Below are 24,739 nucleotides of genomic sequence, written 5' to 3'. Positions count from 1 at the left end.
GCGGCTCCACTGGCTTCTACAACTGAAAAGACCGATACATTCATTTACGGCATACCTTGAGCATATCGGTTGCCAGCGACAAAACTTGATAGCGAGTGCCTGCAAGAGTCTTTTCCGGTAGCATTCGCCTCAGTTTGACCCGCCTGGAATCCCCAATGTCCGACCGCCTGACCCTGCTGCGTCCCGACGACTGGCACATACACCTGCGTGATGGTGCTGCGCTGCCCAATACTGTGGCGGATGTTGCGCGCACCTTTGGTCGCGCCATCATCATGCCCAACCTGGTACCCCCGGTGCGCAACGCCGCTGAAGCCGATGCCTATCGCCAGCGCATCCTCGCTGCGCGGCCGGCCGGCAGTCGCTTCGAGCCGCTGATGGTGCTGTACCTCACCGACCGCACCCAACCGCAAGATGTCCGCGAGGCCAAGGCCAGCGGCTTCGTGCACGCCGCCAAACTGTACCCGGCTGGCGCAACCACCAACTCGGACTCCGGCGTCACCAGCATCGACAAGATCCTGCCGGCGATCGAGGCCATGGCAGAAGTCGGCATGCCTTTGCTGATTCATGGCGAAGTCACGCGTGGCGATGTCGATGTCTTCGATCGCGAAAAAATCTTTATCGATGAGCACATGCGCCGCGTGGTCGAGTTGTTCCCGACCCTGAAAGTGGTGTTCGAGCACATCACCACCGCCGATGCAGTGCAGTTTGTCAGCGAGGCTTCGGCCAACGTGGGGGCGACCATCACCGCCCATCACCTGCTCTACAACCGCAATCACATGCTGGTGGGCGGTATTCGGCCGCACTTCTATTGCCTGCCGATCCTCAAGCGCAATACTCACCAGCAGGCACTGCTCGACGCCGCCACCAGTGGCAATGCCAAGTTTTTCCTCGGCACCGACTCGGCCCCCCATGCTCAGCACGCCAAGGAAGCCGCCTGTGGTTGCGCTGGTTGCTACACCGCTTATGCGGCAATCGAGTTGTATGCCGAGGCGTTCGAGCAACGCAACGCGCTGGACAAGCTCGAAGCGTTCGCCAGCCTCAATGGCCCGCGCTTCTACGGTTTGCCGGCCAATACCGATCGCATCACCCTGGTCCGCGAAGACTGGACCGCCCCTACCAGCCTGCCGTTCGGCGAGCTGACTGTCATCCCGCTGCGCGCCGGTGAAAAACTGCGCTGGCGCCTGCTGGAGGAACACCTGTGAGTGAAGACCATTACGATGACGAGCAAGAAGGCCATGGCGGCGGCGGTTCCCGTCACCCGATGGCGGCCCGCTTCCGGGGCTACCTGCCCGTCGTGGTCGACGTAGAAACCGGCGGCTTCAACTGCGCCACCGACGCACTGCTGGAAATTGCCGCCACCACTATTGGCATGGACGAAAAAGGTTTCGTGTTCCCCGAGCACACCTATTTTTTCCGCGTCGAGCCTTTCGAGGGCGCCAACATTGAAGCCGCGGCCCTGGAATTCACCGGGATCAAGCTCGACCACCCGTTGCGCATGGCAGTGAGTGAGGAAGCCGCACTGACCGACATCTTCCGTGGTGTACGCAAGGCGCTGAAGGCCAATGGCTGCAAGCGAGCGATCCTGGTCGGTCACAACAGCAGCTTCGACCTGGGCTTCCTCAACGCCGCCGTGGCGCGCCTGGACATGAAGCGCAACCCGTTTCACCCGTTCTCCAGCTTCGATACCGCCACACTGGCCGGCCTGGCGTACGGCCAAACCGTATTGGCCAAGGCCTGCCAGGCTGCGGATATCGATTTCGATGGCCGCGAGGCGCATTCGGCGCGCTATGACACCGAGAAGACCGCTGACCTGTTCTGCGGCATCGTCAACCGTTGGAAGCAAATGGGCGGTTGGGAAGACTTCAACGACTGATCGGCTTTGCTTGCCCCATAAAAAATCCGGAGCCCCATAAGGGCTCCGGATTTTTTGTGCCGGCTCAATAAGGGTCTATTGGAACAGCGACTCGCTGGATAAGCCATTTTTTTCCAGGATCTCGCGAAGGCGCTTGAGCCCCTCGACCTGGATTTGCCTGACCCGCTCCCGGGTCAAACCAATCTCAAGGCCAACATCTTCAAGGGTACTGCTCTCGTGGCCACGCAACCCGAAGCGGCGTATCACCACTTCACGCTGTTTGTCCGTCAGCTCTGAGAGCCACTGGTCGATGCTTTGCGACAGATCGTCGTCCTGCAGCAACTCGCAAGGGTCGGTAGGGCGATCGTCCGTCAAGGTGTCCAGCAAGGTTTTATCCGAATCCGGACCCAGCGAGACATCCACCGAGGAAACCCGCTCGTTAAGGCCTAGCATGCGCTTGACCTCGCCCACCGGTTTTTCCAGCAGGTTGGCGATTTCTTCAGGGGAAGGTTCGTGATCGAGTTTTTGCGTCAATTCCCGTGCGGCCCGAAGGTAGACGTTCAGTTCCTTGACCACATGGATCGGCAACCGGATGGTCCGGGTCTGATTCATGATCGCGCGCTCGATGGTCTGACGGATCCACCAGGTTGCGTAGGTCGAAAAACGGAAGCCCCGTTCCGGGTCGAACTTCTCCACCGCGCGGATCAAGCCGAGGTTGCCCTCTTCGATCAGGTCGAGCAGTGAAAGCCCACGATTGACGTAGCGTCGGGCGATTTTCACCACCAGCCGCAAGTTGCTTTCAATCATGCGCTTGCGCCCGGCCGGGTCGCCACTTTGCGACAAGCGCGCAAAATGAACTTCTTCTTCCGGCGACAGCAGGGGGGAAAAGCCGATTTCATTGAGGTACAACTGGGTCGCGTCGAGCGCCCGGGTGTAGTCAATGTATTTGTGTTGCTTGAGTGAAGCGGAGTGTTTGGATTTGGTGCGAACTGAAGGTGTTGCAGATCCCTCATTCGACATCGAATCCGTAGCGATGCCGGCCTCCATCAGGAGAACCTCATCATCGATGTCAAACTCCGGCACTTCTTTACTGAGAGCCATTGTTATAGTCCTTTGGTGAGTTCGACCTCAAGCTCAAGCGGCGCCTTTATCCTTGGCAACGCTGGAGCCTGTTCCTTCTACGTGAGGGAACAGGCTGACAACCGATCAACGGCGTGGCAGGAATTGCAGTGGGTCTACAGGCTTACCCTGACGGCGAATCTCAAAGTGCAGTTTCACCCGGTCTGTACCAGTTGACCCCATTTCGGCAATAGCCTGCCCGACTTTGACCTGCTGCCCCTCCCGAACCAACAGCCTGCGGTTATGACCGTAGGCACTGACGTAGGTATCGCTGTGTTTGATGATGACGAGCTCGCCGTAGCCCCGCAAGCCACTCCCGGCGTACACGACCGCCCCATCAGACGCAGCTAAAACAGGCTGTCCCAAATCCCCGGCGATATCAATCCCTTTATTCAAACTACCGTTTGAAGAGAATTTTCCAATCAAAACGCCATTTGCCGGCCATCCCCAACCCTTGGGCGCCGGGCCTGCGGGCGGCAGCGGCGCGAGGGTAGGCTTACTCGCCGGAGCGGTTATCACGCCGTTGGTAGTGCCCGCCGGGCGACGGGTCACAGTGGTCTTGCTGGAGGAAGACGGGGTCGAAGTGGACTGCGTGACAACAGTGGTTGGCGTTGAACCCGAACGACCATCGAAGCGAATCGTCTGACCCGGGTGGATGGTGTAAGGCGGTGGAATATTGTTGCGTGCAGCGAGGGCCTTGTAGTCCCAACCATAGCGGAAGGCGATCGAAAACAGGGTGTCGCTGCGTTTGACCACGTACTGACCTGTGGTCACTACCGGCCGCTGAGGCGCTGCATTATTGCGATCGACCACCCGTACATTGCCCTTGGGCGTGCTGGAACAGGCAGCCAACATGGAACTCAAGACAAGGCCAATCACCAGTCGCTGAAAGCTTTTTACATCCATACGCTGCGCAATGGCTGTGAGACTCACCCGCCGCTCCCTTTGTGGTGGCTGATAAAAAAGAGTGCCCGTTGAGGCTTGGAATGTCGCCAGTATAACCGGCTGCGCATGCTTTACCGACGCCAAGGCCCATTCGATGGGTTTATCTGGCTATCGGTTCATGCTCGGGTTTTGTTTATTCTTTTCGGCGCCGTTATAGGACAGGCGACCGCGCACAGAATTCATCGCGTTTATATAAATGCTCAGGCCAGGGGGCCATTGAGCAACGGCACAAAACGTACGGCACCGAGAACCTGCCGAGAAAAACCCTGCTCCTCGCGGGTAATCAGCATCAATTGCTGAACTTCGCCAGCCCCCACCGGAATCACCAACCGCCCGCCAGGGGCCAACTGATCGAGCAAGGCCTGCGGCACATCAGTGGCCACCGCAGTGACGATAATGCCGTTATACGGTGCCAGCGCCGGCCACCCTTCCCAGCCGTCGCCCCAGCGGAACACCACGTTTCGCAGGTTCAACTCCACCAGGCGTTCCTTGGCGCGGTCCTGCAGGACCTTGATGCGCTCAACGGAAAACACCCGTTCCACCAATTGCGACAGCACCGCCGTCTGATAGCCCGAGCCGGTGCCGATTTCCAGCACCTTGTCCAGAGGCCCGGCGGCCAACAGCAGTTCACTCATGCGCGCGACCATGTACGGCTGGGAAATGGTCTGGTTGTGGCCAATGGGCAGCGCGGTGTCTTCGTAGGCGCGGTGGGCCAGCGCTTCATCGACGAACAGGTGCCGTGGTGTACGGCGGATCACCTCCAACACCTGGGCGTTGGACAACCCTTCTTCATACAAGCGCTGGATCAAGCGCTCCCGCGTGCGCTGGGAGGTCATGCCGATACCGCGCCGCAGCATGTCGTCTTGCTCGCGAGCCATCAGCGCAGCCCCTCCAGCCAGCCTTCGACGCTGGCAAAGGCGTCGTTGAAGGTGCGATCGAGTTGCAACGGCGTAATCGAAACGTAGCCCTGCATCACCGCGTGGAAATCCGTACCAGGACCGCAGTCGTCGGCATCGCCAGCAGCCGCGATCCAGTAGCCGGAACGGCCGCGCGGGTCGACCACTTCCACCGGTGCCGCCGCCCGGGAACGGTGCCCCAGGCGCGTCAGTTGCACGCCGCGGATATGATCCACGGGCAGATTAGGCACGTTGACGTTGAGCACAGTGCGCGGTGGCAGCTGTAACCCGGCCTGGGCCTCGATCAGCTTGCGCGCGAAGTGGGCGGCCGTCGGCAGGTTCTCGACCTGGCGCGAGACCAGCGAAAACGCGAAGGACGGACGCTCCAGGAAACGCCCTTCCAGCGCCGCGCCGACGGTGCCCGAATACAGCACGTCATCCCCCAGATTGGCGCCCAGGTTGATCCCGGATACCACCATGTGCGGCGCCTGCGCGAGCAAGCCGTTGACCCCCAGGTGAACGCAGTCGGTGGGGGTGCCGTTGACGCTGATAAAGCCGTTGGCCAGGGTTTGCGGATGCAACGGACGGTCGAGCGTCAGCGAGCTGCTGGCGCCGCTTCGTTCCTGGTCCGGGGCGATCACCACGCACTCGGTGTAATCCGCCAACGCAGCATGAAGCGCGGCGAGGCCGGGGGCCGTGACCCCGTCGTCATTAGAAATCAGAATACGCATGGGCTGTCCGTCTGCCCCACCGGCACCAGATCGACAAGCTCGCGCACCAGTACAGTGGCAAAGCATCCGGCCGGCAGGACGAATTCCAGTTGCAGAATGTCAGGCTCGGGATAATGCCACGTCAAACCGCCAATGGGCAGCCGCAGGATTCGACGCTCATGTTTCATGCCCGCGGCCACCAGCCAATCGCGCAGGTCCGGCTCACTGCCCGCGACACCTTGCTCCAAGGCATGGGTCGCGCCGCCGGCCGGCGACTCGCCTTCGCCCCACTGCGGCCCGGTGGGGTGCAGGTCGAGAATGGCCAAGCGCGGATCACTGCACTCGGCCTCCCCGGCCGGGAAGAAGCTGCGGCTGTCGGTGAAGGCCAGGAGGTCGCCCACCTGGGCGCGCTGCCAACTGCCGTCGGCAACCCGCGCCGCCAGTACTTGGTTGAACAAAAAACTGCGGGCCGTGGACAGCAGCCGCGAGCGCACATTGCGTTGCTCCGGCAGTGCCTTACGCACAGCCCAGCCACGGGCGTCAACCACATTGCCGCCGTTGTGGCCGAAACGTTGCGTACCAAAATAGTTGGGAATGCCCTGACGGGCGATCAAGCGCAAGCGCTCGTCGATGGCCGCGTGGTCGCCGCTCAGTTGGGTGAGGCGCAAAGTAAAGCCGTTGGCCGAATGGGCACCGCGTTGCAGTTTGCGTTTGTGCCGCATGCTTTTGAGGATGGTCAACGTGTCGTTCTGCGCTGCCGACAGATCCGGGTCGGCCTTGCCCGGCAGTTGCAAGCTGAACCATTGGCGCGTCAACGCCTGGCGATCCTTGAGGCCCGCATAGCTCACCGTACGCAACGGCACGCCGGCAGCCTTGGCGATGCGCCGCGCCGCTTCTTCGGTGTTGAGGCCGCGTTTTTCGACCCACAACCACAGGTGTTCGCCATCGCCGCTCAAGGGGATATCGAGCACTTCATCGACCTGGAAATCTTCCGCGCTGGCTTTGAGTACGGCACTGCCAAGGGATTCGCCGTAGGCACGTGGGCCCAGCAATTGCAGGTCGTTCATGAGCGTTGCAACAAGGCGACGGCGTGCACCGCGATGCCTTCTTCACGGCCGACAAAGCCGAGCTTTTCAGTGGTGGTGGCTTTTACGTTCACTTGATCCAACTCGACCTGAAGATCCGCGGCAATCAACGCACGCATCGCTTCGATGTGGGGGGCCATTTTCGGCGCCTGGGCAATGATGGTGTTATCGACGTTGGCGACTTTCCAGCCTTTGGCATGGATCAATGCGACAACGTGGCGCAGCAGCACGCGGCTGTCGGCGCCCTTGAATTGCGGGTCGGTGTCCGGGAAGTGTTTGCCGATGTCCCCCAGCGCCGCCGCGCCGAGCAGGGCATCGCTCAAGGCATGCAGCAGCACGTCGCCGTCGGAATGGGCCAGCAGCCCGCAATGGTGGGCAATTTGCACACCGCCCAGGGTGATGAAATCGCCTTGTGCGAAACGGTGTACATCGTAGCCGTGGCCAATACGCATAAAAAAACGCCCCGATTGAGTCAGGGCGTGATTCTACCTGCTTTGGCGCACATTAGGCGCCTAGCGCACGCGCGTGATGGGCCAAGTGCTCGTCGATGAAACTGGCGATGAAAAAGTAGCTGTGATCGTAGCCCGGTTGCAGGCGCAGGGTCAGCGGATGGCCCGCCAGCCTGGCGGCCTGTTGCAGGGCCAGGGGTTTGAGTTGGGTTTCAAGGAAGTCATCGCGGTCACCCTGGTCCACCAACAACGGCAGCTTCTCCCGGGCTTGGGCAATCAGCGCGCAGGCATCCCATTCGCGCCAGCGCGAGCGGTCCTCGCCCAGGTAACGGGAAAACGCTTTCTGACCCCAAGGGCAGTCGATGGGGTTGTTGATTGGCGAAAAGGCTGACACCGATTGGTAACGCCCCGGATTGCGCAATGCACACACCAGCGCCCCGTGACCGCCCATGGAGTGACCGCTGATACCGCGCTTCTCCGAGGCCGGGAAATGCGCTTCGACCAACGCCGGCAATTCCTGCACAACATAGTCATGCATCCGATAGTTTTTTGCCCACGGCGCTTGCGTGGCATTGAGGTAGAACCCGGCCCCCAAGCCAAAATCCCACGCGCCATCCGGGTCGCCCGGCACATCGGTGCCACGGGGGCTGGTGTCCGGGGCGACGATTATCAACCCCAACTGCGCCGCCATGCGCTGGGCGCCGGCCTTGTGCATGAAGTTCTCATCGGTGCAGGTCAGGCCCGACAGCCAATACAGCACCGGCAACTTGGCGCCCGACTCGGCCTGCGGCGGCAGATACACGGCAAACACCATGTCGCAGCCCAACACCTCGGAGCGGTGCCGGTAACGCTTGTGCCAGCCGCCGAAGCTTTTCTGGCAAGAAATGTTTTCCAGGGGCATTGAAGGCTCCCAGCCGCAAGCGTCAAACCACAGGCTGCAAGAAGGCGCACCCTCTTGCAGATCACTGCTTGCCGCTCGCCACTATTGGTCAGAAGTGGATGACAGTACGAATGCTTTTGCCTTCATGCATCAGGTCGAAAGCCTTGTTGATATCTTCCAGGCCCATGGTGTGGGTGATGAAGGTGTCCAGTGGGATCTCGCCGGTCTGGGCCATTTCCACGTAGCTGGGCAACTCGCTGCGCCCACGCACGCCGCCAAACGCCGAACCGCGCCAGACGCGACCGGTGACCAATTGGAATGGCCGGGTAGCGATTTCCTGGCCCGCACCGGCGACGCCGATAATCACCGACTCGCCCCAGCCCTTGTGGCAGCACTCCAGCGCCGCGCGCATCAGCTGCACGTTGCCGATGCATTCGAAGGAAAAGTCCACGCCGCCGTCAGTCATATCGACAATCACCTCCTGGATCGGGCGATCGAAATCCTTGGGATTGACGCAGTCAGTGGCACCCAGTTGCCGAGCGATGTCGAACTTGGCCGGATTGATGTCGATGGCAATGATGCGCGCCGCTTTGGCCTTGACCGCACCGATCACCGCCGACAAGCCAATGCCGCCCAGGCCGAAGATCGCCACGGTGTCACCCGGCTTGACCTTGGCGGTGTTGAGTACTGCGCCGATGCCAGTGGTGACGCCGCAACCCAGCAGGCAGACCTTTTCCAGGGGCGCATCCTTGGCGATTTTCGCTACGGAGATTTCCGGCAGCACGGTGTACTCGGAAAAGGTCGAAGTACCCATGTAATGGAAAATCGGCTGGCCTTTATAGGAAAAGCGAGTAGTGCCGTCAGGCATCAGGCCTTTGCCCTGGGTGGCGCGAATGGCCTGGCACAGGTTGGTTTTGCCCGACAGGCAAAACTTACATTTCCCACATTCGGGCGTGTAAAGCGGGATCACATGATCGCCCACCGCCACCGATGTCACGCCTTCACCGATGGCCTCGACTACCGCACCACCTTCATGGCCAAGGATCGACGGGAAGATGCCTTCCGGGTCCGCGCCGGACAACGTGTAGGCATCGGTGTGGCAGACCCCGGAGGCCACGACTCGCAGCAGAACTTCGCCTGCCTTGGGCATGGCGACATCGACTTCAACGATCTCAAGGGGTTTCTTGGCCTCGAAGGCAACGGCGGCGCGTGACTTAATCATGCTGACTCTCCAGTGAATTAAAACGAGGCTGGGAGTGTAAAACAGCGCTGAACGATTAATAATCCAACCAAAAGCAAAACATTATTGCTACACAGGGATAATCAAGGAAGCCGCCATGACCGAGAACCGCTGGGAAGGCATAGACGAATTCGTCGCCGTGGCCGAATGCAGCCAGTTCACCGCAGCCGCCGAGCGTCTTGGGGTTTCGTCCTCCCATATCAGCCGACAAGTCGCACGCCTTGAGGAGCGCCTTCAGACAAAACTCCTCTACCGCAGCACCCGTCGCGTGACCCTGACCGAGGCCGGCCAGACGTTCCTGCAGCACTGCCAACGCCTGCAGGACGGTCGCGAAGAAGCCTTGCGCGCCGTGGGCGACCTGACCAGTGAACCCAAGGGCATGTTGCGCATGACCTGCGCGGTAGCTTACGGCGAGCGTTTTATCGTGCCGCTGGTGACCACCTTCATGGGCCTCTACCCGCAGTTGCGGGTGGATATCGAGTTGAGCAACCGCCCCCTGGACCTGGTGCATGAAGGCCTGGACCTGGCGATTCGCCTGGGCCGCTTGCAAGACTCGCGGCTGGTGGCTACGCGCTTGGCGCCCCGGCGCATGTACCTGTGCGCCTCGCCTTCCTACTTGGAGCGTTACGGCCGGCCCCATAGCCTGTCGGAATTGAGCCGCCACAACTGTCTGATCGGTAGCTCCGACCTGTGGCTTTTACAGCAGGATGGCCGGGAATTTTCCCAACGGGTCCAGGGAAACTGGCGATGCAACAGTGGGCAAGCGGTGCTGGATGCGGCGCTGCAAGGCGTCGGGCTCTGCCAATTGCCGGATTACTACGTGCTGGAGCACTTGCACAGCGGCCGCTTGGTTGCCCTGCTCGACGCCCATCAGCCGCCCAACACCGCCGTTTGGGCGCTCTACCCGCAGCAACGGCACTTGTCGCCCAAGGTGCGCAAACTGGTGGAGTTCTTGAAGGAAGGCTTGGCCCTGAGGCCGGAATATCGCGGTTGAAGCTTATGTACGGGTGGCCCAGCGCAGGCGCAGCCACTCCAGGTCTTCCGGGCGGGTGACCTTGATATTGTCCGAACGGCCCTCGATCAGGCGTGGCGCCAGGCCCGCCCACTCCATGGCCGAGGCTTCGTCGGTGACCACGGCATCCGCCACCAGGCTGTCGGCCAAGGCCCGGTGCAAGGCGCCGAGGCGGAACATCTGCGGGGTGTAGGCCTGCCAGATCTGGCTGCGATCCACGGTTCCCAGCACCCGCCCCTGGGCATCGACGCGTTTGAGGGTGTCGCGGGCCGGCACCGCCAGCAAGCCGCCCACCGGGTCGTCGGCCAATTCGCTGAGCAAATGGTCGAGGTCATCCCGGGCCAGGTTCGGCCGCGCGGCGTCGTGCACGAGCACCCAGTCATCATCGCCCGCGCCCTGGGCGTGCAGATGCAATAAAGCATTGAGGACCGAGCCGGAACGTTCATCGCCGCCCTCGACCCGCTGGATCCGCGTATCGCTCGCGCATGCCAGGTTCGGCCAATAGGGATCGTCCAGCGCGAGGCTGACCACCAGGCCTTTGAGGGACGGGTGATCGAGGAAACAGCCGAGGCTGTGTTCAAGAATTGTGCGTGTGCCCAAGGCCAGATACTGCTTGGGGCGGTCCGCGGCCATACGGGCACCGACGCCCGCGGCAGGAATCACAGCCCAGAAGGCCGGCAAGACAGGAATCATTGGGCCAACTGGTAGAGGGTTTCGCCCTCCTTGACCATTCCCAACTCATGGCGAGCCCGTTCTTCAACGGTCTCCATGCCTTTTTTCAACTCGGTGACTTCCGCGTCCATCACTCGGTTACGCTCCAGCAACCCTTCGTTCTCGGCGTGCTGGTCAGCAATTTGCTGGGTCAAGTCGGCCACTTGCGCCAGGCTGCCATTGCCCACCCATAGGCGGTACTGCAAGCCGGCCAGCAACAAGAGCAAGACAAGGAACAACCAATTGGGACTGCGCATCGAATATCGGGTTTCCAGTGAAAAAAGACAGCCACGCCAACAACTTCGGATCAACTAATAGCACGAAGCCTGGAAGAACCAGGCCCGTACCAATAAGACATCAGATTAGTGGCAAAACCGTCGATCGCACGACTTTTCCGACACAATCCGGTGTCTTTTTTACCATTTAGTGCTTAACCGCGAAACTCACCACGGCCGTTGTACTTGGCCTTGGCGCCCAGTTGCTCTTCGATACGCAGCAATTGGTTGTACTTGGAGACACGATCGGAACGGCACAGCGAGCCGGTCTTGATCTGGCCAGCCGCAGTCCCGACCGCCAGGTCGGCAATGGTCGAGTCTTCGGTTTCGCCGGAGCGGTGCGAGATCACGGCGGTGTAGCCAGCAGCCTTGGCCATCTGGATGGCTTCCAGGGTTTCGGTCAGGGTGCCGATCTGGTTGAACTTGATAAGGATCGAGTTGGCGATCTTCTTATCAATGCCTTCCTTGAGGATCTTGGTGTTGGTCACGAACAGGTCATCGCCCACCAATTGGGTTTTCTCGCCGATCTTGTCGGTAAGAATTTTCCAGCCAGCCCAGTCGGACTCATCCAGGCCATCTTCGATGGAGATGATCGGGTAGCGTTCGGTCAGGCCCTTGAGGTAATCGGCAAAACCTTCAGCGGTGAACACCTGGCCTTCGCCGGACAAGTTGTACTTGCCGTCTTCAAAGAACTCGCTGGCCGCGCAGTCCAGAGCCAGGGTCACGTCGGTGCCCAGGGTGTAGCCCGCATTGGCCACGGCTTCGGAGATGACCTTGAGGGCATCTTCGTTGGACGCCAGGTTCGGCGCGAAACCACCTTCGTCACCCACCGCAGTGCTCAGGCCGCGAGCCTTGAGGACAGCCTTGAGGTGATGGAAGATCTCGGTGCCCATGCGCAGGCCATCGGAGAACGTCTTGGCGCCGACAGGCTGCACCATGAATTCCTGGATATCGACGTTGTTGTCGGCATGTTCGCCGCCGTTGATGATGTTCATCATCGGCACCGGCATCGAGTACACACCCGGCGTGCCGTTGAGGTTGGCGATGTGGGCGTACAGCGGCAGGTCCTGGTCCTGGGCTGCCGCCTTGGCCGCAGCCAGGGACACGGCGAGGATCGCGTTGGCACCCAGGGAGCCTTTGTTCTCAGTGGCATCCAGGGCGATCATCGCGTGATCCAGGCCTTTCTGGTCAACCGGGTCCTTGCCCAGCAGCAGCTCACGGATCGGGCCGTTGATGTTGGCTACGGCCTTGAGTACACCCTTGCCCAGGTAACGGCTCTTGTCGCCATCACGCAACTCCAGTGCTTCACGGGAGCCGGTGGAAGCACCGGACGGCGCGCAGGCGCTGCCGATGATGCCGTTGTCGAGAAGCACGTCGGCTTCCACAGTGGGATTGCCACGGGAGTCGAGAACTTCACGACCTTTGATGTCGACGATTTTTGCCATTGTTGTAAACACTCCAAAGTTGACGAAAACGACGCAGCTGAAGGAAACCTGAGTCGTCTGCGCGGTACGCGGGGCAGCCCGGCAGACAACAAAACTCAGGCCCGAGGGCCTGAGTCATAAAAACGTGCGGTACTTTACCGGAGAAATCAGCTTTACGCGGTTTCTACCGTCGGAAAACTCTTCACCAGTTCGTCCAGGGCCTTGAGCTGGGCCAGGAACGGCTCCAGCTTGTCCAGACGCAGGGCGCAAGGGCCGTCGCACTTGGCGTTGTCCGGGTCGGGGTGGGCTTCCAGGAACAGGCCGGCCAGGGCTTGGCTCATACCTGCCTTGGCCAGGTCGGTGACCTGGGCGCGGCGACCGCCCGCTGAATCGGAGCGACCGCCAGGCATTTGCAGCGCGTGGGTCACATCGAAGAAAACCGGGTACTCGAACTGCTTCATGATGCCGAAGCCGAGCATGTCCACCACCAGGTTGTTGTAGCCGAAGCTCGAACCACGCTCGCAGAGGATCAACTGGTCGTTACCCGCTTCCACGCACTTGCTCAGGATGTGCTTCATTTCCTGGGGCGCGAGGAACTGGGCTTTCTTGATGTTGATGACCGCGCCGGTCTTGGCCATGGCCACCACCAGGTCGGTCTGGCGGGACAGGAAGGCCGGCAACTGGATGATGTCGCAGACCTCGGCCACCACGGCAGCCTGCGCGGGCTCGTGCACGTCAGTGATGATCGGCACGCCGAAGGCTTGCTTGATGTCCTGGAAAATCCGCATGCCTTCTTCCAGGCCTGGGCCACGGTAGGAGGTCACGGACGAACGGTTGGCCTTGTCGAAGCTGGCCTTGAACACGTAAGGAATACCCAGTTTCTGGGTAACCTTCACATACTCTTCGCACACCTGCATGGCCATGTCGCGGCTTTCCAGCACGTTCATGCCGCCGAACAGCACCATTGGCTTGTCGTTGGCGATTTCGATGTCGCCGACACGGATGATTTTCTGTGCCATGGGGATCACGCCTTCTTCTGGTGTTGAGCCAACGCGGCCTTGACGAAACCGCTGAACAACGGGTGACCGTCACGGGGCGTCGAGGTGAACTCGGGGTGGAACTGGCATGCGACAAACCACGGATGATCCGGCGCTTCGACCACTTCCACCAGCGCGCCATCACCGGAGCGACCGGAGATTTTCAGGCCGGCCTCGATCAGGCTTGGCAGCAGCTTGTTGTTGACTTCATAACGATGGCGATGGCGTTCGACGATCACGTCCTTGGCATAGCAATCGTGTACCAGGGAGCCAGCGACGAGCTGGCAGTCCTGAGCGCCCAGGCGCATGGTGCCGCCCAGGTCGGAGGATTCAGTACGGGTCTCGACGACACCGGTGGCATCTTCCCACTCGGTAATCAGGCCCACGACCGGGTGAGCGCTGGTGTGGTCGAACTCGGTGGAGTTGGCGTCCTTCCAGCCCAGAACGTTACGGGCGAACTCGATGACCGCCACTTGCATGCCCAGGCAGATACCCAGGTAGGGCACCTTGTTTTCGCGGGCGAATTGCACGGCGGTGATCTTGCCTTCCACGCCACGCAGGCCAAAGCCGCCGGGTACCAGGATCGCGTCCACGCCTTCGAGCAGCGCGGTGCCCTGGTTCTCGATGTCTTCGGAATCGATGTAGCGCAGGTTGACCTTGGTGCGGTTGGTGATGCCAGCATGGCTCATCGCTTCGATCAGCGACTTATAAGCATCCAGCAGCTCCATGTACTTGCCGACCATCGCGATGGTGACTTCGTGTTCCGGGTTGAGCTTGGCGTCGACCACTTTCTCCCACTCGGACAGATCCGCGCCTTCGCATTGCAGGCCAAAGCGCTCGACGACGAAATCGTCCAGGCCCTGGGAATGCAGGATGCCCGGGATCTTGTAGATGGTGTCGGCGTCTTCCAGGGCAATCACCGCACGTTCTTCGACGTTGGTGAACTGGGCGATTTTGCGACGCGAGGAGATATCGATCGGGTGGTCGGAGCGGCAGACCAGTACGTCCGGCTGCAGGCCGATGGAGCGCAATTCCTTGACCGAGTGCTGGGTCGGCTTGGTCTTGGTCTCGCCAGCGGTGGCGATGTACGGCACCAGGGTCAGGTGCATCAGCATCGCGCGCTTGGCGCCGACTTCAAAACGCAACTGGCGGATCGCTTCCAGGAACGGCTGGGATTCGATGTCGCCCACGGTGCCGCCGATCTCGACCAAGGCCACGTCGGCATTGCCGGCACCCTTGATAATGCGGCGCTTGATTTCATCGGTGATGTGCGGGATCACCTGGATGGTGGCGCCCAGGTAGGCACCACGGCGCTCCATGCGCAGCACGTGTTCGTAAACCCGGCCGGTGGTGAAGTTGTTGTCCTGGGTCATGGTCGTGCGAATGAACCGCTCGTAGTGGCCCAGGTCCAGGTCGGTCTCGGCGCCGTCGTGGGTGACGAACACTTCACCGTGCTGGAACGGGCTCATGGTGCCCGGGTCAACGTTGATGTACGGGTCCAGTTTGAGCATGGTGACCTTAAGTCCCCGCGCCTCCAGGATGGCCGCCAATGAAGCCGATGCGATGCCTTTCCCCAATGAAGAAACAACACCGCCCGTGACGAATATGTAGCGCGTCATGAAAAACCCTAGAAGTCTGCGTTAAAGCGGTCCGAGCCGCCGGGGAAAGCGAAGGAAGGCCGAAGCCCCCGATCACCTGCATTAATTACAGTGCATCTTTCAAAAAAACCGCCGCGTTGGGACAGACCGGAAGTGAAACCACCGGTACGTTGTTCGCTACACATTTTTTGGAATCGCCCAGCAAAGACTGCTTGGTAATCGGCAACTGCTGCAATTCAGGCGAATCCACAGAAGTTGTATCAAGAAGGGAGCGTAGTCTACCGGAAAGCCCCTTCCAGCTCAAACCTTGATCTCAGGCAGGAGGCTGCCACCGCAATTGCCACGGGCCATCGGCAGCGCCATCCAGGCCCGGGACGCCGCCCACCGCCAGCAGTTCGCCGCCTCTGTACAGCAGCGGCAATCGGCCACGGGCAAAGCCTGGCACACCCCGTTCGTTGAGCAAACGCTTGAGATCGCGATGGCCGCGCCCCACCACCGCCATCACTTCGCCGCCCTGGCGATAACGCACCCGCAGCCGCCCGTCGGGCGCCGTGCCGGTCAATGCGAGGCAGCCGTTATCCGGCAACGCCAAAGCTTGGCGCGGATCGGCCCAGCCCAGGTCGCCAACCGGTTCGCGCAGCCAGGCACCGGCCAGCCACCACAGGCGCCCGCCCGCGCGCTGCAACTCGCCGTCCGCCAGCCGCCAGCGTGGATGCCGACCTGGCGCGGCGTCGCGCAGGCTCTCCCATCCCGCCCAGTGATCGCTGTCCGGCAACCGGGTCATGGGCGCCAGCCAATGGCTCAGGGCATTGCGTTGCCGGGCCGGGGACAGCCCGATAAACGCCGCCATTTCCAGCGAAGGCAGCCCCAGCCAATCGAACGCGCAGGCCGCGCGGGCCGTTTGCAAATCCATCAGCGCCAATTCATCGAGCAAGCCTTGGGCTTCCTGCACATGGGCGGCGCTGCGGGCCATGGTGGCCACGGCTTGTGGCCAGCGCTGGAGCAATGCAGGAAAGATTTCCTGTCGCAGATAGTTGCGGGAAAACTGCTGATCCTGGTTGGACGGGTCGTCAATCCAGCACAAGCCATGCTCGCGGGCATAGGCCGCCAACTCGGCCCGCGACACGTCCAGCAGCGGGCGCAGCAACTGCCCTTGCCCCAGCGCACGCTGCGGCGGCATCGCCGACAGGCCTCTGACCCCAGCACCGCGCAACAGGCGAAACAGCAAGGTTTCGGCCTGATCGTCACGGTGCTGGGCGGTGAACAGCACCTCGTTGCTCCCCAGGCTTTGAGCGAAGGCAGCATAGCGGGCCTCACGAGCCGCTCGCTCAAGGCTCGCCCCGGCCTTCACCTGCACGTGGATCACCCGCAATGGCACGCCAAGGGCGTCGCAAACAGCCTGGCAATGTGGCGGCCACGCATCCGCCACCGATTGCAGGCCATGATGCACATGGATGGCCGTCAGCCTGGGCAGGGAATGGGTGTGCGCCAATTGGGCAAGAAGGTGCAGCAGGACGGTGGAATCGAGCCCCCCGGAGAAGGCGACGTGCCAGATCGGGGCCGTGCGCCAAGGGGCCAGGTTCAGCAGCAGTTTGGCGGGTAGATCCATGGCTGACTGATTCATTTCGATCACTTCGCCCAAATCCAATGTCGGAACGGGCCGGACGGCGCTCCGCTTGCCCGCGAAGAGTCCATGGCCTCCAACATTAATGTTGGTTGTGCCGACGCCTTCGCGGGAAAGCCCGCTCCCACAGGGGTGTCGCTGGGTCAGGTCAGAGACCGTAGCTCATCAAACGCTCATAGCGACGGGCCAACAATGCATCGTTATCGAACTTTTTCAGCATCGCTAACTGCGAACTCAGCTCGGCGCGAATCGATGCAGCGGCGGTAGCCGGGTCACGGTGGGCGCCGCCCAAAGGCTCGCCAATCACCTTATCGACAATGCCCAGACCCTTCAGGCGCTCGGCGGTGATGCCCATGGCTTCGGCGGCGTCCGGAGCTTTTTCGGCGGTTTTCCACAGGATCGACGCACAGCCTTCCGGTGAGATCACCGCGTAGGTGGAGTACTGCAGCATATTCAGTTGGTCACACACGCCAATCGCCAGAGCGCCGCCGGAGCCACCTTCACCGATCACGGTGGCGATGATCGGGGTTTTCAGGCGCGCCATGACGCGCAGGTTCCAGGCAATCGCTTCGCTCTGGTTGCGCTCTTCGGCGTCGATGCCCGGGTACGCGCCCGGGGTGTCGATGAAGGTCAGGATCGGCATTTTGAAACGCTCGGCCATTTCCATCAGGCGGCAGGCCTTGCGGTAGCCTTCGGGGCGCGGCATGCCGAAGTTACGGCGTACCTTTTCCCGGACTTCACGCCCTTTCTGGTGGCCGATAATCATCACCGGTTGGTCTTCGAGTCGGGCAACGCCGCCGACAATGGCCGCATCGTCGGAGAAATGACGGTCACCGTGCAGTTCGTCGAACTCGGTGAAAATGTGCTCGATGTAGTCCAGGGTGTACGGGCGCCGCGGGTGACGCGCCAGGCGCGCGATCTGCCAACTGGTCAGCTTGCCGAAGATGTCTTCGGTCAGGGTGCTGCTCTTGGCCTGCAGGCGGGAGATCTCATCGCCGATATTCAGCGAATTGTCGTTACCGACCAAGCGCAACTCTTCGATCTTGGCTTGCAGGTCGGCGATTGGCTGTTCGAAATCTAGAAAATTCGGGTTCATAGGCGTCCGTCTTGGGTCGACGTCCAAGAGAGCTTGGGCCGGCCGGTTGTCTATTCGCGCCCTACCTTAAGGGAGAGGCGCGTTCAGGTCGAGATTAAAAATTCAGGTCAGGACCGGCGCCCACGCGGGGCACCAGGCCATCAACGGTATTGGAGGAAGACGTTGTCTCGCCCGAACTGGTCACGCAAGGCTTGAATCAAGCTGTCCGCCGGGTCGATTCGCCAGGTTTCGCCGAACTGTAGCAGCGCCTTGGCATCGGGGCCGCTGTATTCCAGGGTGATCGGGCAGGCACCGCGATGGCGCTTGAGCAAGTCGCCCAGCACCCGCAATTGGTCGCCCTTGAGGGCGTCGGCCTGCACCTTCAGGCGCAGGCTCTCGGCCAGGTTCGTGCGTGCGTCTTCCATGCTCATCACGCGCTTGACCCGCAGGCGCAAGCCACCGGAGAAGTCGTCGTTGCTGACCTCGCCTTCGACCACCACCATCGCGTCGGTCTGCAACAACGATTGCGCCGAATGGAATGCCTCGGCAAACAGCGACGCTTCGATGCGCCCGGAGCGGTCATCGAGGGTGATGAAGCCCATCTTGTCGCCCTTTTTGTTCTTCATTACTCGCAAGGCAATAATCATCCCGGCGACCGTTTGGGTGTCGCGCGCCGGTTTCAGGTCGATGATGCGCTGACGGGCGAAGCGGCGGATTTCCCCTTCGTATTCGTCGATCGGGTGGCCGGTCAGGTACAGGCCCAGGGTGTCTTTCTCACCTTTGAGGCGTTCCTTGAGGGTCAGTTCCTTGGCCTTGCGGTGGTTGGCGTAGACATCCGCGTCCGCCTCGACGAACAAGCCGCCGAACAGGTCGGCATGGCCGCTGTCATGGGTGCGCGCGGTCTGTTCGGCAGCCTTGATGGCTTCTTCCATGGCCGCCAGCAGCACAGCCCGGTTACGGTCGATATTGGCCTGGTAGGCCTTGGTTTCATCGAAGAAGTGCGGGCCGAGGCGGTCTAGGGCGCCGCTGCGGATCAAGCCGTCCAGGGTGCGTTTGTTGATGCGCTTGAGGTCGACCCGGGCGCAGAAATCGAACAAGTCCTTGAACGGCCCGTCCTGGCGCGCTTCGGTGATGGCCTCCACCGGGCCTTCGCCGACACCCTTGATGGCACCGAGCCCGTAGATGATCCGGCCTTCGTCATTAACGGTGAATTTGAATTCCGAGGCGTTCACATCCGGTGCGTCGAGACGCAGCTTCATGGTGCGAACTTCTTCGATCAAGGTGACAACCTTGTCGGTGTTGTGCATATCCGCCGACAACACCGCCGCCATGAACGGCGCCGGGTAGTGCGCCTTGAGCCAAGCGGTCTGGTACGACACCAGGCCATAGGCGGCGGAGTGGGACTTGTTGAAGCCGTAACCGGCGAATTTCTCCACCAGATCGAAGATGTTCCCCGCCAGGTCCGCGTCAATATTGTTGGTTGCGCAACCTTCGATGAAGCCACCGCGTTGCTTGGCCATCTCTTCGGGTTTCTTCTTACCCATGGCCCGGCGCAGCATGTCCGCGCCACCAAGGGTGTAGCCGGCCATGACCTGGGCAATCTGCATCACCTGTTCCTGGTACAGGATGATGCCGTAGGTCGGCGCCAATACGGGCTTGAGGCCCTCGTACTGGTAGTCGCAGTGGGGATACGCCAACTCGGCGCGCCCGTGCTTACGGTTGATGAAGTCGTCCACCATGCCCGATTGCAGCGGGCCGGGGCGGAACAGCGCCACCAGGGCGATCAAGTCTTCCAGGCAGTCGGGCTTGAGCTTTTTAATCAGCTCTTTCATGCCACGCGACTCAAGCTGGAACACCGCCGTGGTTTCGGCTTTTTGCAGCAGGCTGTAGGTGGGCTTGTCGTCCAGCGGGATGAACGCGATGTCCAACGGCGCTTCATTGACCTTGGCGCGGTCGCGGTTGATGGTCTTGAGCGCCCAGTCGATGATCGTCAGGGTCCGCAGGCCAAGGAAGTCGAACTTCACTAGGCCGGCCGCCTCCACGTCGTCCTTGTCGAACTGGGTTACCAGGCCATCGCCTTCTTCGTCGCAGTAAATGGGCGAAAAGTCAGTCAACTTGGTCGGTGCGATCACCACGCCACCGGCGTGCTTGCCGACGTTACGCACCACGCCTTCGAGCTTGCGGGCCATGGCCCAGATTTCTGCGGCCTCTTCATCGACCTTGATGAAGTCGCGCAGGATTTCTTCCTGTTCGTAGGCTTTTTCCAGGGTCATGCCGACTTCGAAGGGGATCATCTTCGACAGCTTGTCCGCCAGGCCATAGGACTTGCCCTGCACCCGCGCCACGTCGCGGATTACAGCCTTGGCCGCCATGGAACCGAAGGTGATGATCTGACTGACCGCGTTGCGGCCGTACTTTTCGGCCACGTATTCAATGACCCGGTCGCGCCCGTCCATGCAGAAGTCGACGTCGAAGTCGGGCATCGAAACCCGTTCCGGGTTAAGGAACCGTTCAAACAGCAGGTCATATTCCAGCGGGTCGAGGTCGGTGATCTTCTGCACATAGGCCACCAGCGACCCTGCACCCGAACCCCGCCCCGGGCCTACCGGGACGCCGTTGCTCTTAGCCCACTGGATGAAGTCCATCACGATCAGGAAGTAACCGGGGAAGCCCATCTGGATGATGATATCCAGCTCGAAATTCAAACGGTCGACATAGACCTGGCGCTTGGCCTCGTAATCCTCAGTGGTGTCCCGGGGCAGCAGGACGCTGAGGCGCTCCTCAAGGCCATCGAAGGACACTTTGCGAAAGTATTCGTCGATGGTCATGCCATCGGGGATCGGGAAGTTGGGCAGAAAGTGCTTACCCAGTTTCACTTCGATGTTGCAGCGCTTGGCGATCTCCACGCTGTTTTCCAGCGCCTCAGGCAAGTCGCTGAACAGCTCGGCCATTTGCGCGGCGCTCTTGAGGTACTGCTGGTCGCTGTAGTTCTTGGAGCGACGCGGGTCGTCAAGGGCGCGGCCCTCGCCAATGCACACGCGGGTTTCGTGGGCTTCGAAGTCTTCGGGCTTGATGAAGCGCACATCGTTGGTTGCCACCAGCGGCGCGCCAAGCTTCTCGGCCAGGGCTACGGCCGCGTGCAGGTGCTCTTCGTCGTTGGGCCGGTTGGTGCGCTGCACTTCCAGGTAGAAGCGCTGCGGGAACACCGCCATCCAGTCCCGTGCCAGGACCTCGGCCTCGTCCGGGTTGCCGCCCAACAGGGCCAGGCCGATCTCACCCTCCTTGGCCGCTGACAACATAATCAGGCCTTCACTGGCCTCGGCGACCCATTCGCGCTCGATGATGATCGAGCCATTGCGCTGGCCATCAATGAAGCCACGGGAAATCAGTTCGGTGAGGTTGCGATAGCCAACCGCGTTCATCGCCAGCAGGCTGATGCGGCTCAGGGCATTGTCCGGGTCTTTGTTCGACAGCCACAGGTCAGCGCCGCAGATCGGCTTGATGCCCGCCCCCATGGCGGCTTTGTAGAATTTGACCAGGGAACACATGTTGTTCTGGTCGGTGACCGCCACGGCCGGCATGTTCATACCGACGAGGGTCTTAACCAGCGGTTTGATCCGCACCAGACCATCGACCAGGGAGTATTCAGTGTGCAGGCGCAGGTGAACGAATGAAGCCGGCATAGTGATCCTGTCCAGAAAGCGTAAAGACAACAAGGCCCGGATTGTACCGGGCCCTGAGTAAAACATCAGCCTGTTGGCTAAACCCTGGTCTTGGCGTCCAGCGCCTCGTAGGCCAGGCGCACCGGTGCGAAAGAGCGCCGGTGAATCGGGGTGGGGCCCAAGCGCGCCAGGGCTTCGAGGTGCACTGGGGTGGGATAACCCTTATGCCCGCCGATGCCGTAGCCGGGGTAGATCAGTTCCATGGCGGCCATTTCCCGGTCACGGCTGACTTTGGCCAGGATCGAGGCGGCGGCGATCGCTGGCACCTTGCTATCACCTTTGACCACCGCTTCGGCCGACATCGCCAACTTCGGGCAGCGATTACCGTCGATCATCGCCAACTTCGGCTGAATGCTCAGGCCCTGCACCGCGCGCTGCATGGCCAACATGGTGGCGTGCAGGATGTTGAGCTCGTCGATTTCCTCGACTTCCGCCCGGGCGATGCACCAGCTCAGGGCTTTTTCGCAAATTTCGTCGTAGAGCTTTTCGCGCCGGGCCTCGGTGAGTTTCTTCGAATCATTGAGGCCGATGATCGGGCGATTGGGATCGAGGATCACTGCCGCCGTGACCACCGCGCCGCACAACGGGCCGCGGCCCACTTCATCGACACCGGCCACCAAGTCCTGAGCATCGGCAACCAGAGTGAAATCCAGGCCCATTTGCTTGAGGCTGCTCATACGGATTTGCCGATCAGGTTCAGCACCGCGTCCGCCGCTTGATTAGAGGCGTCGCGGCGCAAGGTGCGGTGAATTTCGTCGAAACCGCGGGTTTGTTCCTCACCCCCGTCGATCAGGGGCGCCAGGGTCAGGGCCAAGGCGTCGGCAGTGGCCTCGTCCTGCAGCAACTCGGGCACCAGCAAACGCTGGGCCAGCAGGTTGGGCAACGAAATGTAGGGGCTTTTGACCATGCGCTTGAGAATCCAGAACGTCAACGGCGCTAAGCGATAGGCCACTACCATCGGCCGCTTGTATAACAAGGCTTCAAGGGTCGCAGTGCCAGAGGCGATCAACACCGCATCGCACGCAGCCAAGGCCTGGTGGGAACGGCCGTTGAGCAGGGTCAGTGGCAGGTCGCGGCCGGCGAGCAGCTCTTCCAGTTGCGCACGGCGCTCCGGGCTGGCGCAGGGCATGACAAACCGCACGCCAGGACGCAACGCACGCAAGCGTTGGGCAGCATCGAGAAACAACGCCCCCAGGCGCCCGACTTCACTGCCACGACTGCCTGGCATCAACGCCACTAGAGGGCCATCAGGTAGCCCCAGTTCTTCGCGGGCCGCAATGCGGTCGGCCTCCAGTGGAATGGCATCGGCCAGGGAGTGCCCGACAAACCGCACCGGCACACCCTTGTCTTCGTAGAACCGGGCCTCGAACGGGAACAGCGTGAGCATCAGGTCGCAGCCTTCGCGGATCTTCAGCACGCGCTTCTGCCGCCACGCCCAGACCGACGGGCTGACGTAGTGCACGGTCTTGATCCCGGCCTGGCGCAGCTTGAGTTCGATATTGAGAGTGAAGTCCGGGGCGTCGATGCCGATGAACGCATCCGGCTTCTCGGCGATCAGGGTCGCGATGAGCTTCTTGCGCCGTGCCAGCAGCTCGCGCAAGCGCCCGAGCACTTCCACCAAGCCCATGACCGCCAAGCGCTCCATCGGAAAATAGGACACCAGGCCCTCAGCTTCCATCAGCGGGCCGCCGACGCCGATGAATTCCACATCGGGGTGGCGGGCCTTGAGCGAACGCATCAAACCTGCGCCCAGGATGTCCCCGGATGCCTCACCCGCCACCAACGCAATACGCAAAGTCGTCATGGTTATCGGGTAATGCCGCGGGACGAGGACTGGATCGAGTCACGGAATACCGCGACTTCGGGGAACTGCGCCGAGGGTTCGGCCAATTGCGCCAATGCCTGGTCAACCGTCAGGCCTTGGCGATAAACGGTTTTATAGGCGCGACGCAGGGCGTGGATCACCTCGTCGCTGAAGCCGCGACGGCGCATGCCTTCAAAATTCATGCTGCGTGCTTCGGCGGGGTTGCCAAATACGGTCACATAGGCCGGTACGTCCTTGCCAATGGCCGTGCCCATCCCGGAAAAGCTGTGGGCGCCGATGTGGCAATACTGGTGCACCAGGGTGAAACCGGAGAGGATCGCCCAGTCTTCGACGTGAACATGGCCGGCCAGTGCGGTGTTGTTGACCAGGATGCAATGGTTACCGATCACGCTGTCGTGACCGATATGGGCATAGGCCATTATCAGGTTGTGGTCGCCCAGGGTGGTTTCGCTGCGGTCCTGCACGGTGCCGCGGTGAATGGTCACGCCTTCGCGGATGACATTGTGGTCACCGATGACCAGGCGGGTTTCCTCGCCTTTGTATTTGAGATCGGGGGTGTCTTCGCCTACCGAGGAGAACTGGTAGATACGATTGTGCCGGCCGATCCGGGTCGGGCCCTTGAGAATCACGTGCGGCCCGATCACCGTCCCCTCGCCGATTTCCACACCGGCACCGATGATCGACCAGGGGCCGACCTCGACATCGTCGGCCAGTACGGCCGACGGATCGATGATTGCGCGAGGGTCAATCAAACTCATAGCTTGCGTTCCGCACAGATGATTTCAGCGGAGCAGACCGGCTTGCCGTCCACCGTGGCCTGGCACTCGAACTTCCAGATCTGACGCTTGCAACTGATGAACTTGGCTTCGAGGATCAACTGGTCACCCGGCAACACAGGCTGGCGGAAACGCAGTTTGTCGGAGCCGACGAAGTAGTACAGGGTGCCATCCGCCGGCTTCACGCCCATGATCTTGAAGCCCAGGATACCCGCGGCCTGCGCCATGGCCTCGATAATCAGCACACCCGGCATGATGGGGTGGGCTGGAAAGTGGCCATTGAAGAAGGGTTCGTTGATGCTGACATTCTTGTAGGCACGAATGCGCTTGCCCTCAACATCCAAGTCCACCACCCGATCCACCAGCAGGAACGGGTAACGGTGAGGCAGGTATTCGCGAATCTCGTTGATGTCCATCATTTCGGGGGGAAGCCTGTAGTAAAGATTGGGAGCACGCGACAACGCGCACTCCTCAAGTAGCAAAT

The 24,739-nt window shown here is 61.2% G+C and carries 23 protein-coding genes; 3 read left to right on the top strand and 20 right to left on the bottom strand.

Annotation, left to right across the window (positions count from 1 at the left end; genetic code table 11):
* Window positions 1-155 precede the first annotated feature (155 nt).
* On the top strand, window positions 156-1,202 hold the full coding sequence (pyrC, locus tag CKW13_RS02020) for a dihydroorotase (RefSeq protein ID WP_095106455.1): 1,047 nt from the start codon (window positions 156-158) through the stop codon (window positions 1,200-1,202).
* Window positions 1,199-1,873, top strand: coding sequence for a ribonuclease T (gene rnt, locus CKW13_RS02015; protein ID WP_095106453.1), 675 nt, complete (start codon window positions 1,199-1,201; stop codon window positions 1,871-1,873). Before pyrC ends, rnt begins: the two co-directional genes overlap by 4 nt.
* A gap of 75 nt (window positions 1,874-1,948) precedes the next feature.
* On the opposite strand, the gene rpoS is transcribed toward rnt, so the two are convergent.
* From rpoS to CKW13_RS01975, 8 genes are all read right to left on the bottom strand, one after another.
* Entirely contained in the window at window positions 1,949-2,953 is a 1,005-nt protein-coding gene (rpoS, locus tag CKW13_RS02010; protein WP_095106451.1) for an RNA polymerase sigma factor RpoS, read from the bottom strand.
* 105 nt (window positions 2,954-3,058) lie between these two features.
* The gene (locus CKW13_RS02005; protein ID WP_095106449.1) at window positions 3,059-3,904 is read right to left on the bottom strand and encodes a peptidoglycan DD-metalloendopeptidase family protein; all 846 of its coding nucleotides are present in this window, start codon (window positions 3,902-3,904) and stop codon (window positions 3,059-3,061) included.
* Between the two features lie 212 nt (window positions 3,905-4,116).
* On the bottom strand, window positions 4,117-4,752 hold the full coding sequence (locus tag CKW13_RS02000) for a protein-L-isoaspartate(D-aspartate) O-methyltransferase (protein WP_176465036.1): 636 nt from the start codon (window positions 4,750-4,752) through the stop codon (window positions 4,117-4,119).
* A 41-nt stretch (window positions 4,753-4,793) separates the two neighbouring features.
* Window positions 4,794-5,543, bottom strand: coding sequence for a 5'/3'-nucleotidase SurE (gene surE, locus CKW13_RS01995; RefSeq protein WP_095106445.1), 750 nt, complete (start codon window positions 5,541-5,543; stop codon window positions 4,794-4,796).
* The gene (truD, locus tag CKW13_RS01990) at window positions 5,531-6,589 is read right to left on the bottom strand and encodes a tRNA pseudouridine(13) synthase TruD (RefSeq protein WP_095106443.1); all 1,059 of its coding nucleotides are present in this window, start codon (window positions 6,587-6,589) and stop codon (window positions 5,531-5,533) included. Before truD ends, surE begins: the two co-directional genes overlap by 13 nt.
* The gene (gene ispF, locus CKW13_RS01985; RefSeq protein WP_095106441.1) at window positions 6,586-7,059 is read right to left on the bottom strand and encodes a 2-C-methyl-D-erythritol 2,4-cyclodiphosphate synthase; all 474 of its coding nucleotides are present in this window, start codon (window positions 7,057-7,059) and stop codon (window positions 6,586-6,588) included. Before ispF ends, truD begins: the two co-directional genes overlap by 4 nt.
* Window positions 7,060-7,111: 52 nt before the next feature.
* Window positions 7,112-7,957, bottom strand: coding sequence for an S-formylglutathione hydrolase (fghA, locus tag CKW13_RS01980; protein WP_095106439.1), 846 nt, complete (start codon window positions 7,955-7,957; stop codon window positions 7,112-7,114).
* 88 nt (window positions 7,958-8,045) lie between these two features.
* Entirely contained in the window at window positions 8,046-9,158 is a 1,113-nt protein-coding gene (locus CKW13_RS01975) for an S-(hydroxymethyl)glutathione dehydrogenase/class III alcohol dehydrogenase (RefSeq protein ID WP_095106437.1), read from the bottom strand.
* Between the two features lie 115 nt (window positions 9,159-9,273).
* Between CKW13_RS01975 and CKW13_RS01970 the strand changes: the two genes are divergently transcribed.
* Complete coding sequence (locus CKW13_RS01970; RefSeq protein WP_095106435.1) at window positions 9,274-10,170, top strand: LysR substrate-binding domain-containing protein; 897 nt, start codon at window positions 9,274-9,276, stop codon at window positions 10,168-10,170.
* Window positions 10,171-10,173: 3 nt separating this feature from the next.
* On the opposite strand, the gene ispD is transcribed toward CKW13_RS01970, so the two are convergent.
* From ispD to fabZ, 12 genes are all read right to left on the bottom strand, one after another.
* Window positions 10,174-10,881: a 2-C-methyl-D-erythritol 4-phosphate cytidylyltransferase gene (ispD, locus tag CKW13_RS01965; protein WP_095106433.1), complete on the bottom strand. Its 708-nt coding sequence runs from the start codon at window positions 10,879-10,881 to the stop codon at window positions 10,174-10,176.
* Window positions 10,878-11,156 carry a cell division protein FtsB gene (gene ftsB, locus CKW13_RS01960; protein ID WP_095106432.1) on the bottom strand — a complete coding sequence of 93 codons (279 nt, stop codon included), beginning with the start codon at window positions 11,154-11,156 and terminating at the stop codon, window positions 10,878-10,880. The genes ispD and ftsB overlap by 4 nt, the downstream gene beginning before the upstream one ends.
* Window positions 11,157-11,329: 173 nt before the next feature.
* Window positions 11,330-12,619, bottom strand: coding sequence for a phosphopyruvate hydratase (eno, locus tag CKW13_RS01955; protein WP_095106431.1), 1,290 nt, complete (start codon window positions 12,617-12,619; stop codon window positions 11,330-11,332).
* A gap of 152 nt (window positions 12,620-12,771) precedes the next feature.
* Window positions 12,772-13,617, bottom strand: coding sequence for a 3-deoxy-8-phosphooctulonate synthase (kdsA, locus tag CKW13_RS01950; RefSeq protein WP_095106429.1), 846 nt, complete (start codon window positions 13,615-13,617; stop codon window positions 12,772-12,774).
* Between the two features lie 5 nt (window positions 13,618-13,622).
* Complete coding sequence (locus CKW13_RS01945; RefSeq protein WP_095106427.1) at window positions 13,623-15,254, bottom strand: CTP synthase; 1,632 nt, start codon at window positions 15,252-15,254, stop codon at window positions 13,623-13,625.
* A 292-nt stretch (window positions 15,255-15,546) separates the two neighbouring features.
* On the bottom strand, window positions 15,547-16,857 hold the full coding sequence (gene tilS / locus CKW13_RS01940) for a tRNA lysidine(34) synthetase TilS (protein ID WP_095107020.1): 1,311 nt from the start codon (window positions 16,855-16,857) through the stop codon (window positions 15,547-15,549).
* 148 nt (window positions 16,858-17,005) lie between these two features.
* Window positions 17,006-17,953: an acetyl-CoA carboxylase carboxyltransferase subunit alpha gene (locus CKW13_RS01935; protein WP_095106425.1), complete on the bottom strand. Its 948-nt coding sequence runs from the start codon at window positions 17,951-17,953 to the stop codon at window positions 17,006-17,008.
* Between the two features lie 140 nt (window positions 17,954-18,093).
* Window positions 18,094-21,615, bottom strand: a complete 3,522-nt coding sequence (dnaE, locus tag CKW13_RS01930) for a DNA polymerase III subunit alpha (RefSeq protein ID WP_095106423.1) — start codon at window positions 21,613-21,615, stop codon at window positions 18,094-18,096.
* A gap of 77 nt (window positions 21,616-21,692) precedes the next feature.
* On the bottom strand, window positions 21,693-22,331 hold the full coding sequence (gene rnhB, locus CKW13_RS01925) for a ribonuclease HII (protein ID WP_176465025.1): 639 nt from the start codon (window positions 22,329-22,331) through the stop codon (window positions 21,693-21,695).
* Window positions 22,328-23,458 (bottom strand): lipid-A-disaccharide synthase, encoded by a 1,131-nt coding sequence (lpxB, locus tag CKW13_RS01920; RefSeq protein WP_095106422.1) that lies wholly within the window; start codon window positions 23,456-23,458, stop codon window positions 22,328-22,330. The genes rnhB and lpxB overlap by 4 nt, the downstream gene beginning before the upstream one ends.
* Window positions 23,459-23,460: 2 nt before the next feature.
* On the bottom strand, window positions 23,461-24,237 hold the full coding sequence (gene lpxA, locus CKW13_RS01915; protein WP_095106420.1) for an acyl-ACP--UDP-N-acetylglucosamine O-acyltransferase: 777 nt from the start codon (window positions 24,235-24,237) through the stop codon (window positions 23,461-23,463).
* Window positions 24,234-24,674: a 3-hydroxyacyl-ACP dehydratase FabZ gene (gene fabZ, locus CKW13_RS01910; RefSeq protein ID WP_095106418.1), complete on the bottom strand. Its 441-nt coding sequence runs from the start codon at window positions 24,672-24,674 to the stop codon at window positions 24,234-24,236. The genes lpxA and fabZ overlap by 4 nt, the downstream gene beginning before the upstream one ends.
* Between the last annotated feature and the right edge of the window lie 65 nt (window positions 24,675-24,739).

The organism is Pseudomonas sp. Irchel 3E20, assembly GCF_900187645.1.
Taxonomy (GTDB): domain Bacteria; phylum Pseudomonadota; class Gammaproteobacteria; order Pseudomonadales; family Pseudomonadaceae; genus Aquipseudomonas.
The sequence above is the reverse complement of the archived record's forward strand: the minus strand, read 5'-3'. Positions and strand labels throughout refer to the sequence as shown.

Bases quoted from the DNA above. Each gene is read 5' to 3' on its own strand.
- pyrC (WP_095106455.1), top strand. From the start codon at position 156: ATGTCCGACCGCCTGACCCTGCTGCGTCCCGACGACTGGCACATACAC.
- rpoS (WP_095106451.1), bottom strand. From the start codon at position 2,953: ATGGCTCTCAGTAAAGAAGTGCCGGAGTTTGACATCGATGATGAGGTT.
- CKW13_RS02000 (WP_176465036.1), bottom strand. From the start codon at position 4,752: ATGACCTCCCAGCGCACGCGGGAGCGCTTGATCCAGCGCTTGTATGAA.
- surE (WP_095106445.1), bottom strand. From the start codon at position 5,543: ATGCGTATTCTGATTTCTAATGACGACGGGGTCACGGCCCCCGGCCTC.
- truD (WP_095106443.1), bottom strand. From the start codon at position 6,589: ATGAACGACCTGCAATTGCTGGGCCCACGTGCCTACGGCGAATCCCTT.
- ispF (WP_095106441.1), bottom strand. From the start codon at position 7,059: ATGCGTATTGGCCACGGCTACGATGTACACCGTTTCGCACAAGGCGAT.
- fghA (WP_095106439.1), bottom strand. From the start codon at position 7,957: ATGCCCCTGGAAAACATTTCTTGCCAGAAAAGCTTCGGCGGCTGGCAC.
- CKW13_RS01975 (WP_095106437.1), bottom strand. From the start codon at position 9,158: ATGATTAAGTCACGCGCCGCCGTTGCCTTCGAGGCCAAGAAACCCCTT.
- CKW13_RS01970 (WP_095106435.1), top strand. From the start codon at position 9,274: ATGACCGAGAACCGCTGGGAAGGCATAGACGAATTCGTCGCCGTGGCC.
- ispD (WP_095106433.1), bottom strand. From the start codon at position 10,881: ATGATTCCTGTCTTGCCGGCCTTCTGGGCTGTGATTCCTGCCGCGGGC.
- ftsB (WP_095106432.1), bottom strand. From the start codon at position 11,156: ATGCGCAGTCCCAATTGGTTGTTCCTTGTCTTGCTCTTGTTGCTGGCC.
- eno (WP_095106431.1), bottom strand. From the start codon at position 12,619: ATGGCAAAAATCGTCGACATCAAAGGTCGTGAAGTTCTCGACTCCCGT.
- kdsA (WP_095106429.1), bottom strand. From the start codon at position 13,617: ATGGCACAGAAAATCATCCGTGTCGGCGACATCGAAATCGCCAACGAC.
- CKW13_RS01945 (WP_095106427.1), bottom strand. From the start codon at position 15,254: ATGACGCGCTACATATTCGTCACGGGCGGTGTTGTTTCTTCATTGGGG.
- tilS (WP_095107020.1), bottom strand. From the start codon at position 16,857: ATGAATCAGTCAGCCATGGATCTACCCGCCAAACTGCTGCTGAACCTG.
- CKW13_RS01935 (WP_095106425.1), bottom strand. From the start codon at position 17,953: ATGAACCCGAATTTTCTAGATTTCGAACAGCCAATCGCCGACCTGCAA.
- dnaE (WP_095106423.1), bottom strand. From the start codon at position 21,615: ATGCCGGCTTCATTCGTTCACCTGCGCCTGCACACTGAATACTCCCTG.
- rnhB (WP_176465025.1), bottom strand. From the start codon at position 22,331: ATGAGCAGCCTCAAGCAAATGGGCCTGGATTTCACTCTGGTTGCCGAT.
- lpxB (WP_095106422.1), bottom strand. From the start codon at position 23,458: ATGACGACTTTGCGTATTGCGTTGGTGGCGGGTGAGGCATCCGGGGAC.
- lpxA (WP_095106420.1), bottom strand. From the start codon at position 24,237: ATGAGTTTGATTGACCCTCGCGCAATCATCGATCCGTCGGCCGTACTG.
- fabZ (WP_095106418.1), bottom strand. From the start codon at position 24,674: ATGATGGACATCAACGAGATTCGCGAATACCTGCCTCACCGTTACCCG.